Raw genomic sequence first — 17,660 nt, 5'->3', positions numbered from 1 at the left:
TGCTCCCACAACCGAATGACCGTCCAGCCTCCCTGTCTCAGCTGACGGAAGTTCCGCGCGTCACGCCGCTTGTTGCCTTCGATCTTCTCCCGCCAATACGGGCCCAGCTTCTCCTTCCATTGCGAGAACTTCCACCCGTGCCAGAAGTCGCCGTCGACGAAAACGGCGACCTTCGGTCCGCTGAACACGAGGTCGGGCCTACCGGGCAACGCCCGCACATGCTTTCGGTAACGGAGGCCGCGCGCGTGCAGCAACCGGCGGATGGTCAGCTCGGGTCCGGTGTCACGGCTCCGTATCCGCGACATCGTCAGGCTCCGCTGCGCCACGGTCATGTTGTCAGCCACGGTTGGTCTCTACTCTCCACAGCGAGGTCATGATCCGATCGGCCCGTACAACCACTGGGTCCTCCGGGCTCGTCAAGCGCGCGTCGACGATCCGTACGACGTCTCCGACCTCCGGCGCCCGATCCCCGTCCGCCGTCGGCCAGGCGAGCGGAACCTGCTCGACCGAGACTGTCGCCTGGCCGAGGGTCCCGCGCGTCGCCTCCACGTGAAGGGAGACGAGGGGTGTGGCCTGGACCATCGCCGGTTCTACCGTGACAACAGTGCCTTCGACGTGAATGCCGCAATCCTCCTGCCATGTGGGGTCGGAGGCCCGCCAGAATGGTTCGCACATCGGGAGGCAGGGGCACATCCGGCAGTTGTCCGGCGCGGGGCGGGCGAGGTCGTAGAAAGTCCGGCCGTCGACGGAGGCGTTGTACTCGGCGAGCGCCTCACGTGCCTTCTGCGCCTCGGCCTGCGCTGTTGCGCGCGGGATGTCGATCGTCGCGGTCTCGCCGTTCCCGCGGACGATCGTCCCGCGCGAGATGCTGAGGCCCGCCTCGCCAGCGAGATAGACGTACAGGTTGAGCTGGCGCGCCTCCCGTTCGGAGACCCGCCAGCCTTCGTCGGCGGCCAAACCGGTCTTGTAGTCGATGACCTCGGAACGCGGAACGTCGATCAGATCCGGGCGGCCAACGATAAGCCCGTCCTCGGATGTGAAGCGTTGCTCGGCGACGGTGCCCTGTCCGTTGGAGCCTGACCCGGCATCCTCGCCAGGCCGGCCGCAGTATTCGCCGGCAAGGACGGCGGCGCGCTCGCGGAACAGGTTGTGGAAGGGCAGCTTCTCGGGCGACGGGAATTTCACCTTCAGCAGGGGGTGGGCATCGGCGTGGATGGACGCCGCCAGCCGGTCGAAGCAGTCCCGGGCCGCGAACCGGCACTCGTCCGCACTACCTGCGATCTGGCCTTTCTGGACCGCCTCCATCACGCCGTGGAAGCAGGTGCCGAGCAACGCCAATGGGTGCGGCGCCAGCGCGTCGCGCCGCCCGAACGCAGACCAGGCAGCCCTGGCCGGGCACCCGAGGAGCGTTTCATAGAGCGAGGGTGAGATGCGGTCGATGCGGCTCGGGGCTGGCGGATCAGGGATCAGCACTTGGACCACGCCTCTCACTCGTACGGGAATCTGACCGCTCGGAGCACCGACTGGAGCTCCACTCGGAGGTCCTGCCGTTCGCCTTCGGCCACCGCTGCGGCAACGTCGGCCCGGAAGTTGGTCCGCGCCCTGTCCCATAGCGGATGGACGAGGACGACGGCGAGGTGTTGCGCCGGGTCAATGCCAGCGTCAAGCCCACCGAGCTGGCCGGCCGTCAGGCCGAGGCCGGAGAAGTACGGGCCGGCGATGCGGTTCAGCAGCGTCGCCCAGTACGGGTAGCGGAGGTCGATCTGAGCGCACGGGTCGAGCGCCAGCCTGACCATGTCGAGACCCGTACGCCAGTCCAGCAGGGGGTGGTATGCCATGTTGCCGAACTCCCTGAGGCACCGGTGGCAGGAGCTGGCGCACTCCTCCTCGTGGGGGGCGTCGACGAGCGGGCGCCAGAACGAATCGTCGGGCGGCGTGCCGCCGCCGACGATGAACTCGAGGAGCGCTTCGAACCGGCCCGGCTCGCCGAGGTGGGTGCAGTACCCGGCTCCGTTTTCCAGCGCGTCGGAGAGGAAGACCCTTGCCGACGGCGGAGCGAAGGGACTGCTGAAGTCCATCACTGGCTGGATCCCGAGGTCGAGCTCCGACTCGGCAACGTCCATCCAAACCGCGGCAGCGCGCCTGACGAGGAAGCCCAAGGAGTACCAGCCGGCCCTTGCCTCCGGCACAGCAGGGTTGAGGCACAGCCCGACGGGCACGTCGGCCACTCCCGCCGTCAGTACGTCGGTGTTCGCAATGGCGGCGAGTGCCCGCCGCAGCGGCTGCTCGGCGGCGTCGAAGCGCGGGGCGGATATCGCCCGCCGCTCCGCCAGGGACAGATCCTGGAGCGCCTGGTTGAAGGCGTCCTCGGTCATCCACACGTCCTGGTTGGCGAGCTTCTGGAACACGAAGTCCGATCCGCCGTTGTCGTTGACCCGGTAAACCCGCTGCGATCCCGCGTCGACCGAGAAGTTCCGGGCCGCGGTCGGCGGATTCGGGCTGGACCCGATCCTGGCCCGCAGGGCGCGGGGGGTGAACTCAAATCCGCCGGTGAACTCCGCGCCGATCGAGAACCACGTCGTAAAGCCCGGAGGCTCGCTCAGCTCGACGGTCCGGTAGCCGCTGCCCGAGCGGGCGGCGGAGCAGTAGGGGCACCCCCCCTGGGCGGGGGGACCGGGCACCAGCGCCTGGCACCGCCGGCATACGCCGACCTCCACCGAGTTGGCCAGGGGGTCGGGAGCCGCCACGACGCTGTCCCCGAACGGGCGGTAGTCGACGACGCCGACCGAGGTGTGCAGCTCGTCGTCCTTGACCGTCTGCGCACCGGGAGCGAACTGGCTGATGGCAATGTCGAGCTGCCTGTCGATGACGCCGCGGTCCGGCGGCCAGCCGTGGGCCAGCAACGGCCATTCGTGGTACAGGTTTCGGACGCGGGTCGGAAAGCCGAACATCGGGAGCACACCCATCGATGCGAGCCGCTCGCTGAGCGCCAGGTGCGGGAGGCTCTCCGGATGCCGTGTGACTTCGTCGATCGCCTGCAGAAGGTCGTGGCGCACGTCCGCCGCCATGGCGGCGCGGCCCGCGGCGGACTCCATCGCCGTCCTTCGCAGGATCGCTTCGCAGACCGAGTCCATTTCGCCGGGGTGGTTCGCTATCCAGGAGTCGACGACCGGCCGATGCTCCGGCCACTGCTCGACGGTTCCGAACTCGCCGTGCACGTTGTCGGCGCCGGCCGGCAGGTCGATCCCCCTGAAGGCGCGCCTGAGCACCTCCTTGTTGACGACGCGCTTGGCGATCTCCTCCCGCGAGACGTCTACGTAGGGCATGGGAGGCGGCTCGGCCGTGATCAGGCGGGGCCGCTCGAAGTAGTAATCGTCGTGGCTTCTGCCGCGGCAGAGGGTGAGCGCCGCCGCCATTCCGAGGCCCCGGCGGCCGGCGCGGCCGACGCGCTGCTGGTAGTTGAACCGGACCGGCGGCATGTTGGCGAGAGCGATCGCCTGCAGCGATCCGATGTCCACGCCCGCCTCCATCGTCGTCGTCACGCTGAGCAGGTCGACGCCGGCCGCCGGCCCGGACTCCTCCTGCAAGAAGACCTCTTGGAACCGCCGCTGCCTTGAGATGCGGTCCTCGCCGTTGGTCTGTCCCGTGAGCTCCTCGCAGCGGAGCCGGAACGGCTGGGCGCCGCTCCTCGCTAGATACTCGTAGAAGTCCTCCGGCTCGGCGTCGACTGGGCACATCACGGGGGCGGCCGGCAGCGGACGCAGGCATGTCGTGCACACCCGCCCCGAGGGGTGCAGGTGCGACCTCCCGCATCGTTCGCACCGGTAGACCGCGATGCGCTGGTCGGCGTCCGGGCGGGGAGCCAGCACCTGCAGCTCCTCGGGCGCTATAAGCCACTGGTTGAGCCGCCGGCCGAGCCTGGCGGTCACGCTGTTGAGGAGCGCGATCGGGTTCCGACCGGAGCGGTCGGCCACCTCCTGGAGGAAATTCTCGATGTACGACGGCGGTTGCGGCTGCCCTTCGGCATCCGACCCGGTCCAGCGCCGTCGCTGCGCCAGCATCCTGATGGTCGACGCGGTCGCCTGGTCTTCAACGCTTTGCGGCCCGTTTCCGTCGACCCACAGGAAGCCGAGGTTGAGGGACTCGAAGTCCCTGCTGCCATCGGCGAAGAGGACGTCTTGGACAACCGACTTTCGCAGCGAAGCCTCGATCTGGTCCCGCAGCTGCTGCTCCACTGGCTGCAGTCCGGCGCGGTAGGCCCGGGGCGACGCGTCCCAGTCGAACAGTGCGTCCCACCACACCGTGCGGGCGCGCCGCCCGCGGGGCCGGTACTTGGTCACCGACGGCTGGGGGCCGCCCGGGTTCATACCGACTTCGAGAAGCCGCATCCGGGCCGCGTCGAGGAGGGAGTTGAACGGCGCCGAGGCGAAGCCGCCCGGCGCCACCGGCGGAATCAGCGCGGCGGGCGGCGGGCCGCCGACAGCTGCATGCCGAAGGACCTCTCCGGACACCTCCGGAGGCAGTTCGCCGAGGAGCCTCTGGCGCTGGGCGAACTCCTCCTGGGTCAAGGGCGCCTGCTGCTGGCGGTGCTCCAGCGCTGCCAGCGCGACCGCCGCCTGGTGGACCGCCAGCGCTTCCGCGTACTGCGCCACAGCGCCAGCGGCCTCTCCTGCGAGTTGCTCGTAGGCCACCTGCCGAAGGCTGTCGAGGTGGTGGGCCAGCTTGATTCCGGTTGAGAGCTTCGCGGCGTCCTGGCGGCTGTCGGAGAACAGCACGAGCTTCCTCGAGACGGGGTCCAGCTCCCGCATCATGGCGTCGCAGAGCAACTGGACTACCCGCTGGAAGCCCGATCCGAGGTCCCTGATCGACGAGCCCACCCGCCGCCGCGCCCAGTCCGCGCCGCAGTGGGGGCACTTCGAGGGGAAGGCATTGGCGTCCGGATCAGGGCTGATGAACACGTAGCCGCCCGTCAGGCCCGGCTGGGATGCCTGCGCTCGAGGCGGCCTCGTTAGGCGGGCGATCTGCTGGTCCAGTACCGCAGGAGTCCATCGCCATCCGCGCTGGCGGTCCTGCTGCCACTGCCACTGGGGGCCGGTTTGGTGGGTGGCTCTGGCCAGGCGCCTTCCGGAGGCGGGCCAGAACACCATGTACTCGGAGAACGTCCTCCTCAGCGAGGCGGACCGGTCTGGGACCCGGTCCAGATCCGGGTAGTCGGGTGACAGGAACCACGCGTTGGGCGAGTCTGGATCGAGCTTGTGGAAACCTCCGAGCAGGACTTCGCCGCACGGCTGGCAGTACAGAAGCTCGAGCACGGCGGCCTGGCAGGAGTCGCAGCGCGGCCGCGGTTCTGTGAAGAGCCGCCCCACCGGGGGCGCGTCCGCGCCCGCCGGCGTGCGGCCGGACCTGCCACCGCAGTCAGGGTTCGTACACGCCCAGAGCCGTCCCGCGTTGTGGAAGAAGTAGTGCACGCGCAACGGGAGAGGCGCGACCTCTTCGTCGGTCCGGGCCACAGCGAGGCAGCGGACAAGACCCTTGGCGGCGGCGATGGCCTCCCCGTCGCTCGATTCAAAAGCGCGCACCGCCACTGCTTCCACGGTGAAGGGTCCCGACTCTCCGGCCTGGCGAACGGCTTCCAGCGCGCCGGTCTCGGCTAGGACGGACGCAAGTAGCGTCGCTGCTTCCTGCCCGTTCCGCGGTGCGCCGGCCAGCTCCTGGGTAGCTGCTTCGACGCCGGAGTCCAAGGCCGCGCCAGCGCGGACGAACCTCGCGGCTTCGCCGGCGAGGCCGCCCTGGCCTCCAGGGAATCGTTGCTGATGGCCGGGAATCACGGCGAAGGAGTCCGGGTCCCGTCCGAAGAACTGCTCGAGGTACTGGCGGCTGTCGGCGTCGTCTTCTATCGAGGCGCTCGTTGCAATGATGCGGAGCTGCGGGGAGTCCGGTGTCAGTCCGAGCCTGTCCAGGAGGGCGCGGAGCAGGTATCCGACCTCGGTCCCCGGCGTGCCGCGGTAGCTGTGAAGCTCGTCGACCACCAGGTGGAAGAGGTTCGCCCGGTCCGCCTCAAGCCACGCTCTGGTGCGGTCGAACACGGCCTCCTCGACGCCCCGCATCAGCATGATGTTGAGCATGCTGTAGTTGGTGATGAGGATGTCCGGGGGGTGGTCCTGCATGTCCCACCGGGACCACATCTCCGAGCCGGCCGGGTCCTGGAAGTAGTTGAGGATCCGGGCGTCGCCGCGCGCGGCTGCCGAAGCTGTGGCCCGCCCCCAGTCCCGCTGCATCATCCGGAGCCGGCGCCGCAGCTCCGTGCGCTTGTTCTCGTTCGTCGGAAGGCCGGGTACTGGGGTGGCGCCTGTGTAGCGGCCGAACCAGAAATGCTGGGCGGGCCTGTTCTGGGCCATCCACTCGCGCGGTCCAGGCGCGTCGCAAGCTTCTCGGATGCGGCCCAGCTGGTCCTCGATGAGGGCGTTCAGCGGGTACAGGAAGAGCGCGCGCAGTGCGGCGGGGCGCTCCGCTGGCTCGTAAGCCCGCTGCGCCGTCCGCCCCCCGCCGGAATCCCACCAGAACGGGGCGGGCTGGCTAGGCGCGCCCCAGCCTCCGGCCGACTCCTCCACCAGACCAGCGAAGACGGGGATCATGTAGCACTCGGTCTTCCCCGAGCTGGTCGCCGACGTGACGACGACTGCCCGGCCTGCCCGGGATGCCTCCCAGGCCTCGAGCTGGTGCCGGTAGAGAGTTCGGTTCGAGGGGAAGAGGCCTCGGCCGATGAACTCCCCGGCTTCGGCGCTGACGCCGAGGCGAGCGCACGCGGCGTCGATGGACAGCCCCGAGGACTCATGCGGGACGATCGGCTCGAAGAGGGGGTGGCGGTACAGCTGACGGTCGCGGTCAAACAGCGCCCGTCTTTCCTCCATGAGTGCCTGGTATCGGAGGCGAAACGGGCTGTCGAGGTACCGCAGGAACGCGCGCCTGATCTCGTCGAAGGTCTTGAAGGGGTCGTCCATCAGCCTGCGCTCCGTTCTTCAGGCAGCCAGTGGGGTTCGGGCGGCCGCAGCCCTGCCGCCAGCATCAGCACACCGGCAACGGCGGGAGGAACGCCGCCGTAGACGAGTCGGTTGTCTTCCAACGCGGCTGGGGCTCCCGAGCAGGCAGCGGCGGCGCGTGCCATCGCCTCCGGCAGCGGTGCCCCCATTGGCACGATGAGGCGCCTCGCACCCTCGTCGTAGGAGAGGAGGGCGACTCGGTTTATGTGTGCAGCGGCGTAGACGGCCCTGCGCCTGTCGAGCGGGAGCAGGGCATGCCTGGGCCCGCGTACGTAGTGACGCAGGCCGCCGTGCCGGGACCGGTATTCGTATGCCGTGTCGGGAAGGAGGCCGTCCACCCATCTCAGGGTCCGAAGGTCAAACGACCTCACGGACCAGTTGGTTGGAGCCGCGCCAGGAGCGGCGGATCCAAGGACGGCGGGATCGGCTCCAACGCCGCGCACAGGGCGCTGGCGAGGCCCGGGACGTAACGGAGCCCTGCGCCGGCGGCTGCTCCGCCAAAGGCCTCGGCCGGTCCGGCCACGCGGATGCTGTCAGGTCCATCGTGCGTTTCCGACGCCTCGATGCGGCAGCCTTCCTTCTCGCACGAGCGGGCGAGGGCATCGACGAGGCGCGGAGTGCGGCCGCCGCTCAGAACTGCGCGCGACGGCTCGCACAGGCCGCCGAGAACAGGTGCGAAGGTCCGCCATCGGTTGCCTCCGTCGATGAAGAACTCGACGTGAGCCATCTCGGACAGCCGAGTCCTCATCCGGCCGGCGGTCGCGGCGGACTCGTCGTCCGGGGCCTCGACGGCGGACAGCGCCCTGCGGAATGTGGCCCAGGAACCTTCGCGAACGTGCGTCAGCCAGTGAAGCAGGAGTTCGCCTCTCGTCACGTCCGCCTCCGCCAGCGGCGCTTGAGAGCCTTGGAGGCCAGCCAGTAGCTGCGCCAAGCAGCTCGCAGGTCGACGTCCGGTCCCGCCTCACATAGCCACCCGAGCCGCGGCCGGCGAATGTGGGCGTCGTAGACCGCCGAGGTCCAGGCCGACGCTGGAGCGCCGGGCCGGGACCGCCCGAAGTCGACGGCCTCCGGCGCGGGCGGGCGTTCGGTCAGGCACAGGACCATTGCGCCGCGGCGGGTCCCCAGGGACACGGCCCATATGGGCCGGAAGGGGGCCGCAACCAGGGTGCCCCGGTCGGAGGAGGCGCCTCTGGCCACCTGGTCCGGCCTCGCGCCGATGACGGTCCAGAGTCCGGGAGGAAGGGCGACGCACAGCCGGGTGTGGCCGTTCGCAGCGCCGACAAGGGGCGCGCAGGCGTCCCATCTGCCTTCCGGCTCGACGATCTCCAGCCTCCTGCGGACGCGTCCGACCTCGACGAGGTGTGGGCCGACCTCGAGGTTGCCTGAGGGGTCGACGACGCCATCCCTCACAGCTACCGGCCGGCTGTCGATGGTGGCCGTAAGCCCGTCCGGGCCGCCGACCAGGATGGTCGGAGGAGCGCCGGCCAGCCACGTGGCCCGCCGGCCGATGCGCAGTCCTCCCCGGAGTATCACGGCGGCGGCCGACTCGACGCCGAGCGCGTCCAGGCTGGGCGGCGGCGGCTCGCTGCTCTTGGGAACGATGCCGGTGAAGAGGCGCCAGCCGTCGGGGACGGCGGGGTGGTCCGGCGCCCGGCAGCGGACCGACGTAACCGTGCTCAGGAATTCCTCGGCTGCCGCCTCCAGCGGTGCGCTGCACAGAACCGCCGACTCGACGCCGAGCGGAAGGCCCCTCTGCGAGAGGTATCCGGTGAAGTCTGCGGCTGGTCGAAGGGCGATTGCGGTCGACGGCGGGCGATGTAGCGAGACCGGTCCCCGCGGCGACGACCCCACCCACAGGAAGCCGCGTTCTAGTGCCGGGCCGTCGTCGGCTGCTATCGGCACGGGGTCGTACCACCCCTGCTCTCCCGCTTCGAAGACGTGTGATCCATCGTCGAACGTGGAGGGGAAGCTCAGCGGCCTGCGAGGAAGGAAGGACAGGTACGGCTGGCGGCGGCGGAAGTCGAGAAGGACGTGGACGGCCGCGGTCCGGCGCCCGAACCTGTCGGTCCAAGACCCGTCCCACGCCTCGAGCTCCAGGGACAGCTGGCCCTCCACGGCCGGGCGCCGTTCGTCCGCCATGGCGCTCTCACCCGCCCGGCTGATAAGGCCTCGGGCGGAGGCCCAGCGCTGAAAGGCTTCGCCTAGGAATGCGGGGTCGGCGTTGCTCCCGGGTTCCAGCCCGGCCCAGTCGAAGAAGTCCGGCAGCTTGTCGATGTCGACCTGCCGCAGCGGCACGTGACCGAGCGGATAGGCGATGTACCGCCGGAGTCCTGGGTCGGGCCCTGGAAGCGCCAGCGTCCGGCCGCTTTGGCGCTCCAGCCACGAGCTCAGCAGGTCCCAGAGGTTCCCGAAGTCTACGGGATTGAACCCGCGGGGGTGCCCGCCCACCAGATCGCAGCCGAGCAGCGAGGCCAGCCGCGGGTAATAGGCGTTGGGCCCAGCTTCCTCATCGGAGTGCATCTGGTAGGCGGCGAGCACCGAGAGGGCGAGGAATGCGGCCGAATGCGGCAGGCCGTCCGCTGCGACCCCGGCCAGCGCCCAGAGCTTGTCGGGCTCGCTCAGGATCCGGGTCTGGTAAGCGAGGGAGACGGCGGCGGCGAAGTCCAGCGCCGCATCCTCGGGGCTCAGAAGCTCGCCCTCCTCGGCTTCCAGTGCCGCGGAGAGGATCCTTGGCGTGATGCTGAGATATGCGGGACCGCGTCGATCCGACGGCTCGAGCAGGCAGTGCTCAACGAGGGCGTGGTTCCATCGCAGGTACGGCTCGGGAAGGAAGAAGCCGGGCGTGAGCTTCGGAGGCCGCCTGTCGAGTGCGGAAGGGCGGGGGGGAGCCGAACGGAGCTGCCCGGCGCGTGAGATCCCCGGGCCGCCTGGAACCGCCGCCCGGCTCCCGGCGCGAGCGCCGCCCTCGGCGCTGGGCCCGCCCAGAGCAGCCTCGACATGGGTGCACGCCGTCTCGCTGCCCTCCGCGGCTCGGAGTTGCGGCTGCTGCCCGGCCGCGGGCTCCTTCGGGGGAGGGGCTTGGCGTGCAGACGCGGCACCGTGGCTTGCAGATGCCGGCTCCGCCAGGTGGGTGGAGTCCGCCGGAGACGGCTCAGCGCGGGCGCCACCCTCAACCTCCGTCGACTGGAAGCCGCCGGCGCTCGTCCTCGACGGCTCCTCTTCTGCGCCGTCGTGCTCGGGCGGACCGACGGCAGATGACGTCTCGGAGGGCGCCGAGGCCTCGCGGTTGACCACCCGCTCCAGGCTCGGCGCGCCGGTCCCAACAGCTTCGTCGGTCGAGGGCGCAGGAGCAGAGGCGGCCGGCGCGGGCGGATAGGCGCCGCCTGGGTCGGCGCGCGGGGGGACCACGTCCGCTTCGTCCTCCTCCATCCGGACGGACCCGCCTCCGGCAACCCCCGCCTCTGTATTCGCGGCGCCCGCCGGCGGCTCGCCGCCCTCCGCGGCTGGGGGTTCCGGCCGCTGCCCGGCCGCGGCCTCCTCGTCGGGGGGTTCTTGGTGTGCAGACGCGGCACCGTCGACAGCCGAGTCCGGCTCCGCAGGGAGGGCGGCATCTGCCAGGGCCGAGCCGACCGCTTCCCCTGCTCGCCCCCGCTCCCGGTAGGCGAACCCGCCTCCGCTGGCCGCAGTCGGTGCGATGTCGGCGTCCGCCGGCCCCGTTCGCTCCTCCGAGTCGACGGCCCGCAGATCCGTGGCTGCCGGCGGCGACCCTGGCGTGGGCGTGGAGGGCGTCAGGTCGGGGCTGGGCTCCAGCGCGCGGGACAACGCAGTCGCCCGAGACGCCCGGCGGCTCCTGCCTCCTGTCGCACGAAGGGCGCCACCCAGGAGTCGACGGAGGAGCGCTCGGAAGGGTGCTAGGGGCCCTGGCCGATGGGTCACGTTAGAGCTCGAGAATGAGTTCGGCGATCGCCTTAGTGACCAGCGGGCAGACCGCGTTGGCGAGTTGTTGCTGCTTGTGGACGAGCCCGCCCCGGCCTCCCGCGGGGTTGCCCTGGAATCGGAACCAGTCCGGGAACGACTGCAGCCGGGCGGCCTCCCGGAGGGAGAGACCACGGTGCTGGGAGGGGTGCACAAGCATGCTCTTGCGGTAATGGCCGATGGTGATTGAGGGCTCACCCCACAAGAGCCGGCGGTAGATGTTGCTGTGGGTCCGATTGACGTCTGCGTAGTTGGTGAGGGTGTCGGCGATGCTCTCCCAGTTCCCACCTGGGGGGATCTTTTGGTACCGCTCGATGACGTAGTCGGCGTGCCTGGACGTCACATGGTCCGTGACCGCGTTCTGCTCGGCGCCCACCCGCATGATGGACAAGAAGCTGTTGGCACCGAGGGCCGCCCTGGTCGGCTCGACGTACGCCATACGTTCGACGGCGTGGCCGTTACCGACCGGCGGAAGGTCGCCGACCGCGTCGCGGACCGTTATGTAGTCCCGCGACGTCCCCGGGCCGTGGGACGGTTGCGGGAACGGGCCCCAGGGCCCGAAGTCGTCAGGGTCATAACCCAGATCTCGGTGAACGCCCAGGACGAAAAGGCGGCTCCTGTACTGCGGGACTCCGTACCAGACGGCGTCCAGTAGCTGGACGAAGACCTCGTAGCCGGCGGCTGCCATACGCGTTCGGATGTGGTCGAGAACACTGGAGCGGGCCTGTGGAGCGCCGCTCTTGCGAGTCCAATGGATCCCCTGGACGTTCTCGAGAAGGAAGACGCGCGGCGCGAGGCGGACGACATATCTCAGAAAGACGTCGATGAGCTGGTTGTGGGGGTTGGAGCTATGCCGCGAGTTCCGGTTTGCGTTCGAAAATCCCTGGCAGGGCGGCCCGCCGATCAGAACGTCGGCCCCGCCCCACTCCTCAGCCCTGCGTTCAACCTCCTTCTGCGCCTTCGTCGAGCGGAGGTCGACAGAATCTACGTGCGTCGGCGTCAGGGGGACGCTGCCTGGGAGAATCCTGTCCACCGCAGCATGGTTGCTACTCAGGGTCTGCACGTAGATCGGATCGACCTCGCCGGAGTAGACAAGCCGGTAGCGCGACCGCCCCGAGCCGGCGAGCAGAAAACCGAGTCCCATCCCGCCCGCCCCAGCGAACAGCTCGACCACGTTGACTGGCCTCGACGCGCTGACGAGTCTGCGCCTGGAGGGCGGTCGCCAATGCGGGACCAGACGGGCGACCGCATCGGCCTGGTCCTGGCGGCGGGAGAGCTTGATATTCGCCCGCAGCCTCGGCCCGCTTCCGTTGACGGCGCCCGGGCCCTCGTCTCCGGACCCGGCTTCTCGGAGCGCTGCGGACCTCTCGACGCGCCGGACGAGCGGCCTGATCCAGCGTGCCCACCCGACCGTCTCGATCAGCTGCTCGAGCGTGGCATCGTCGGCCATAGAGAGCCCGAACACGGTGCCGGGATGCACGCCGTTGATACCGCCGGTTTGCGCCGTGAAGAGGGAGCCGGCCGGCCCGGACCCAAGGCGGCCAGCGCCCAGGCGTGCAACGGCGTAGGTGACGCTCCGACCGTCGACTCCCGCCACAGGCACCGTGAAACTGCGCTACCTCGCCCGGTCCAGGAGTTCGGAGGCAAGGACTATTCCGCGCACCTTCGCGCCCTGCCCGATCGCCACGGGTCTGCTGGGCCTGACCTCGACGACGGCATCGAGCCCGCGGGCGGCCAGGCCGTCGAGGAAGCGGGGACTGCAGCCGTACGCCGGCCCGCATATCACCACGGAGCCTCTGCAGGACACCCCGTCAACCATGTCGAGGGCCAGGTCGGACCGCTGCTTCGCATCGGAGTCCCGAAGCAGACCGGGCAGGTACGAACGCTCGGCAGCGACACGAATCCCGTTGCGACCGATCCGATGGACCCGCAGGAGCACCCTGGAGGCGCGGTCGGCCACCCCCGCCGCGCCTCGCCGCACGGCCCTGGCCGAGTCGTCCTCGACCAGGATGATGTCTCTCCAGCGCGACAAGGCAGCCGGCGATACCAGCTGGACCTCGGCCCCCGAAAGAATGAGGCCGGTGGAGCTGCCATTCGTGTCCGGCCCCGACCCGGCCGCTCCGGCGGGCAGAACTCGAGGACTTCCCGATTTGCTGCTCCTAGCCGGCATGGCGGGCGGCGCCTTTCGCGGAATCAGATCGCGGAGGACGTTGCGCGGAGGACCAAGCTCGCGGCCCAACCGTTTGGATACGACGGGGTGAGACGCGGGGCGGCGATCGACGATGCCTGGCGGCTTCATCCCAGTCAGACCCGGCCGGAGGCGCCATCTGACCGGCTTCGGTCGTCGATGCCTGCCACGCGGGGCACCTGCATGGAGACCTTCGCTCACAGCCGAGACCATGAGCGGGGGGTGTGACAGCTAATCCGGCAGCAAAGGAGGCCGACACCGCGCTCCAGCAACGCCTCGACTCGGTCCTCGCTGATCTGCGGCCACGCGGCCCGGCCGACCCCTCCCTGCCGATGTCGTGCCGCCGAAGCTCCACTAGACCTCGAGCGCCTCGAAGTTTTGCGATGAGACCGCCGACGGATTCGTTGGCGGAGCCGGTGAAAACCACGATGTCGTCCCGGTTATCGCGGAAGATGCCGACCTTCTCGTGGTAGATGCCCACGGTGCGCTCATCGGCCTCGACGAGGGCGATCTTGATGTCGAGCCGGCCTTCGGCGATCAGCCAGGCGAGGAACTCAAGACGCTGACGGATCGGGTCGGGGACATGGCGATCGTCCAGCTCGCGGAGCAGCACTGCTTCGATGATCCGCTCACGCTGTTCATAGCCTTGGCGGATCGCGGCCGCGTCCTCTTCGGTGAGGCTTGGGGAGGCGACTGGGCGCATGCGGCCCTCACGATCCAGGAACGGACGAAGACCACGAGCGGCAGCAGCCATGGAGGTGCTGGTGAGGTAGCCAACACCTCGAGCATAGTCGGTCGCGTTGGCAAGGCACGGCTCGTAGAAGTCGCGTAGGAGCTGGTGCCGTCCGCTGCGGTCGTGAGGCTCGAGGTCAAGGTCACGGAGCATCGGCGTCACAGACTTGTGGATCCGATCCGGCACCCCGCCTGTCGAGAGGCCGAGTCGCACCCGGTCATGACTCTCATCCTGATCAGGGCGCACCGATCCTCGATCGCCAGCCCGGTCGACAGGAGCACTCGAACCCCGGCTTCAGCGAACGCGGCAAGAGCCGGCTCTGAAGCGCGGCAAGCGGATTCTAGACCTGGGGAGCCGACGGACAAGTAACCCCTCATTCCCATCTCGGACTCCAGCCTATCGGCGCAGACCTTATCTTGCTGCAGAGACAAAGGCGAGAGGAGCCCTCTTGCCGGCGGTTGACGGTCGCCAACCCAGAACAGCGGGCGCTGCGGGAGCGGCTCTATGCTGATGGTCTCCCTGATCGCCGACACGACCGTGTTCCGGACTGCCCTGCCCGGCCAGGAGCCCCTGCGTACGGCCGGCAACGACCACGAGGCCGGCGAGTTCCGCCAGGTGCTGCAGCAACCGCGCGACGCCCTGACACGGCTCTGCCGGATCATCGGTGTGATGGAGCCGCCGGTGCCACCCGCCGCCACGCCCGGCTGGCGCTCCACCCAGAAGCCGACACCTCGCCGCGCCAGACCCTGAGCGGGACCTGTCGTAAGGTGCGGGGTCGGTCGACGACCTGATCGATGAGCTCCTCGGCGCCTCCGACGAGGAGGAGGACGACCACCACCCACAGTAGGCGGCACACCTCTCGATCCTGCTGGCGTGGCCCTTCGGCGGCCGCGCCGGCAGCGTGGTGGCGTCGTCGGCCTTCCGCCGCGGTCGCGGAACCGACGCCGAACGAAACAACCGACACGGCGCCACGACCCCACGCCGCAGCCCGGCTCGCACTGAATAGCCCACGGTGGCCCACACGCAGCCCACGGGCGCCGCCGGGACGACGCCCCGACCATCCCTGCCGCCACGCCCAGCAGCCGCCCACCGCGCGGCCGTCGGTCTCTACGGCGTCCCCGCCACAGCCCGGCAGCACAGCGCCGAAAGTGCCTACCGCAGACCCGCGGATCAGCGGTAAATGCCCAGGTCACAGAGCGAATCAGTCCTTGAGGTGCTGGCGTGGTCGAGGTAGGTCCTTGGACGCCGGATCACCCGCACCGAAAGGAGCCGCACATGGCCACCACCGGCACCACCGGGGCCAAGACCCCGAGCGTCGAGGCGATCCTGGACGCCCTGCGCCACCACCCGGACGCGACCGCCGCCGAGCTCGCCGAGGCTGCTGGCATCGGCCGCTCCACCGCCGGCAAGACCCTCGCCAACCTCGAGGCCCAGGGTCGGGTCAGCCGGCAGCGCGACACGTCCGGGGGCGGCAAGGCCACCCCGGACCACTGGACGCTGGTCTCTGACCCCCCCGCCGACCACACCGGCCGCGCCGAGCCCGAACCGCAACCTGCCACCGGCGAGGTGCCCGTGGACGAGCCGGCCGCCACGCCCGAGACCTCGGCCGAGGCGCCCAGCGCCGAAGCGGTGCCGCCGGCCACCGGCACACCCGACACCGGCGAGGCCGACGCGACGGCGGCGACCACCCAGTCCGCGCCCGACGCCGACCGACCCCCAGGCGGGGCCACCGGTAGCGGCCCGCGGCTGCGTCCTGGGGCGCTGCGCGCCCTGGTCCACGCCTGGCTGGCCGAGCGGCCCGGCCAGGAGTTCACCCCGACCAGGATCGGCAAGGAGCTGGGCCGCAGCGCCGGCGCAGTCGGCAACGCGCTGGCCACCATGACCGACCAGGGCGAGGTCACCCAGACCAGCAGCAAGCCCCGTATGTACGCCCTCGCCGAGGGCGGCGACCAGGCGAGCGCAACGCGCTGACCCGCCCACCATCCAAACAGTAAGTGCCGCCGGGGGCGCGACCACGCCCCCGGCCGACGCGCATCAGGAAAGCTGAGGTTCCCGATGCCCCACAAGCCTACCGGCGGCGAGCAGCCGCCGGGCGAACGGGCCGACGAGCTGCTCGCCATCGTCGCCCATGAGCTGCGCCGGCCGCTGACGGCGCTGCTGGGCGCCCTGGCGACCCTGCAGCACCGCGGCCAAGCCCTCTCCACCCCGCAGCAGGACGAGCTGGTTGGCATGGCACGCCGCCAAGGCGAGCAGCTACAGCGGCTCCTGGACCAGGTCCTAGTCGCCGCCGGCCTGGAGCGCCCCCATGCCGGCATGGCCCGGCGGTCGCTGGTCGACGCGGCCGCCCTCGCCCACGAGGCGGGGCTGGCCGCCCGGCTCGCCAACCCCGGCCGTCCGATCACCGTCGACCTGGCCGGGCCGCTGCTGGTCCGCGCCGATCCGCTGGCGATCAGCCGCATCCTCGGCAACCTGCTCGACAACGCCGCCACGCACACCCCGTCGGGGGCGCCGATCCGGCTGTCGGCCAGCTGGGATGGTCTGCACGCGCTGCTGGCGGTCCAGGACGCCGGGCCGGGCATCCCACCCGCTGAGCGCGAACGCGTCTTCGAGCGGTACGCGCGGCTCGACCAGCAGACAGGTCGGCCTGGTGTCGGGCTGGGGTTGGGCCTGTACATCGCCAGGCGGCTTGCCCGCACCAACCGCGGCGAGCTGCGCGTCACCGACCCGCCGGGCGGCCCAGGGGCCCGCCTTGAGCTGCGCCTGCCCCTGGCGGCATCGCCGACACCGAGCACCCGCGGACAGGACTAGCGGCGCGCTCGTGATCCGGTACCGCATCGAGTGGTCGTCCGTGGCGCATTGTGGCCGCGATCCGTCGGGGCTGGTAGTTCGGTGCGGGTGGGGATGAGCGGAGGCCGGTCGTGGTTGGCCGTGACGGCGCGTGTGGGCCGCTGTCGGCCGCGCACGGGCCTGCCTGGTAGCAGGGGGGGGGTGCCGGTGGCCATGTGGGCACCCGCGCGGCGGCGCGTGTGCGGTCGACGGGTGAGCGGCCCGGCCCCGGCGGGACGGGATCATGGTCAGGACGTCTGGCTGCTGGGCAGGCCGTTGCTAGGCGTCGACGCTGTACCAGGGCGAGCGCTAGGTGCTGGATACTGGGGTGCATGGACCTTGGGGTGATGCCGCCGGTGGCGCCGATACTGGCCAAGCCGGTCGCCGAGCTGCCCGACGGGGCGTTCAGCTTCGAGCCCAAGTGGGACGGGTTCCGCACGATCGTGTTCCGCGACGGTGAGGAGGTGGAGCTCGGCAGCCGCAACGAGCGCCCGCTGACCCGCTACTTCCCCGAGTTGGTCGCCGCGGTCAAGGCGCACCTGCCCGCCCGGTGCGTGATCGACGCCGAGATCGTGGTCCCCGACGCCGCCGGCCAGCGGCTGGACTGGGACGCGCTGCTGCTGCGCATCCACCCCGCCGCCAGCCGGGTCGCCCTGCTGGCCACCCAGACCCCGGCCCGCCTGATCGCCTTCGACCTGCTGGCCCTTGGGGACGTGGACTGGACCGGCCAGCCGTTTCGCCGGCGGCGGGCGGCGCTGGAGGAGGCCCTCGCCCGGGTGAGGCCGCCTGACCCGCACCACCACCGACCGCGACCTGGCGAGTGAGTGGCTGGGGCGGTTCGAGGGCGCCGGGCTGGACGGCGTGGTCGCCAAGGCCCTTGACGGGGTCTACGAGCAGG

Annotated in this window: 11 protein-coding genes and 1 pseudogene; 5 read left to right on the top strand and 7 right to left on the bottom strand. The window is 70.5% G+C overall.

All coding sequences use genetic code 11. The features are described 5' to 3' along the window. From VG276_14480 to VG276_14450, 7 genes are all read right to left on the bottom strand, one after another. Positions 1 to 344 (bottom strand): very short patch repair endonuclease (locus VG276_14480; GenBank protein ID HEV8650573.1); only part of this gene is annotated, 344 nt, incomplete at its 3' end. After that, positions 337 to 1,482, bottom strand: coding sequence for a PD-(D/E)XK nuclease family protein (locus VG276_14475; protein ID HEV8650572.1), 1,146 nt, complete (start codon positions 1,480 to 1,482; stop codon positions 337 to 339). The genes VG276_14475 and VG276_14480, both read right to left, overlap by 8 nt. Positions 1,483 to 1,487: 5 nt before the next feature. Beyond that, complete coding sequence (locus tag VG276_14470; protein ID HEV8650571.1) at positions 1,488 to 7,001, bottom strand: DEAD/DEAH box helicase; 5,514 nt, start codon at positions 6,999 to 7,001, stop codon at positions 1,488 to 1,490. Between the two features lie 406 nt (positions 7,002 to 7,407). Then, positions 7,408 to 7,914 (bottom strand): hypothetical protein, encoded by a 507-nt coding sequence (locus VG276_14465; GenBank protein HEV8650570.1) that lies wholly within the window; start codon positions 7,912 to 7,914, stop codon positions 7,408 to 7,410. After that, on the bottom strand, positions 7,911 to 10,469 hold the full coding sequence (locus VG276_14460; protein ID HEV8650569.1) for a hypothetical protein: 2,559 nt from the start codon (positions 10,467 to 10,469) through the stop codon (positions 7,911 to 7,913). The genes VG276_14465 and VG276_14460 overlap by 4 nt, the downstream gene beginning before the upstream one ends. A gap of 508 nt (positions 10,470 to 10,977) precedes the next feature. After that, the gene (locus VG276_14455) at positions 10,978 to 12,618 is read right to left on the bottom strand and encodes a DNA cytosine methyltransferase (GenBank protein HEV8650568.1); all 1,641 of its coding nucleotides are present in this window, start codon (positions 12,616 to 12,618) and stop codon (positions 10,978 to 10,980) included. A 12-nt stretch (positions 12,619 to 12,630) separates the two neighbouring features. Next, positions 12,631 to 12,975, bottom strand: a complete 345-nt coding sequence (locus VG276_14450) for a hypothetical protein (protein HEV8650567.1) — start codon at positions 12,973 to 12,975, stop codon at positions 12,631 to 12,633. 694 nt (positions 12,976 to 13,669) lie between these two features. Between VG276_14450 and VG276_14445 the strand changes: the two genes are divergently transcribed. From VG276_14445 to ligC, 5 genes and pseudogenes are all read left to right on the top strand, one after another. Next, positions 13,670 to 14,035 (top strand): hypothetical protein, encoded by a 366-nt coding sequence (locus VG276_14445; GenBank protein ID HEV8650566.1) that lies wholly within the window; start codon positions 13,670 to 13,672, stop codon positions 14,033 to 14,035. Positions 14,036 to 14,440: 405 nt separating this feature from the next. Continuing rightward, positions 14,441 to 14,686, top strand: a complete 246-nt coding sequence (locus VG276_14440; protein HEV8650565.1) for a hypothetical protein — start codon at positions 14,441 to 14,443, stop codon at positions 14,684 to 14,686. A gap of 525 nt (positions 14,687 to 15,211) precedes the next feature. Next, on the top strand, positions 15,212 to 15,907 hold the full coding sequence (locus VG276_14435; GenBank protein HEV8650564.1) for a MarR family transcriptional regulator: 696 nt from the start codon (positions 15,212 to 15,214) through the stop codon (positions 15,905 to 15,907). An 84-nt stretch (positions 15,908 to 15,991) separates the two neighbouring features. Beyond that, complete coding sequence (locus VG276_14430) at positions 15,992 to 16,744, top strand: HAMP domain-containing sensor histidine kinase (protein HEV8650563.1); 753 nt, start codon at positions 15,992 to 15,994, stop codon at positions 16,742 to 16,744. 350 nt (positions 16,745 to 17,094) lie between these two features. After that, positions 17,095 to 17,660, top strand: a pseudogene (ligC, locus tag VG276_14425) (ATP-dependent DNA ligase).

The sequence above is a fragment of the Actinomycetes bacterium genome, from assembly GCA_036000965.1.
Classification (GTDB): domain Bacteria; phylum Actinomycetota; class CALGFH01; order CALGFH01; family CALGFH01; genus DASYUT01.
This window is presented reverse-complemented; position numbering and strand designations above follow the sequence as displayed.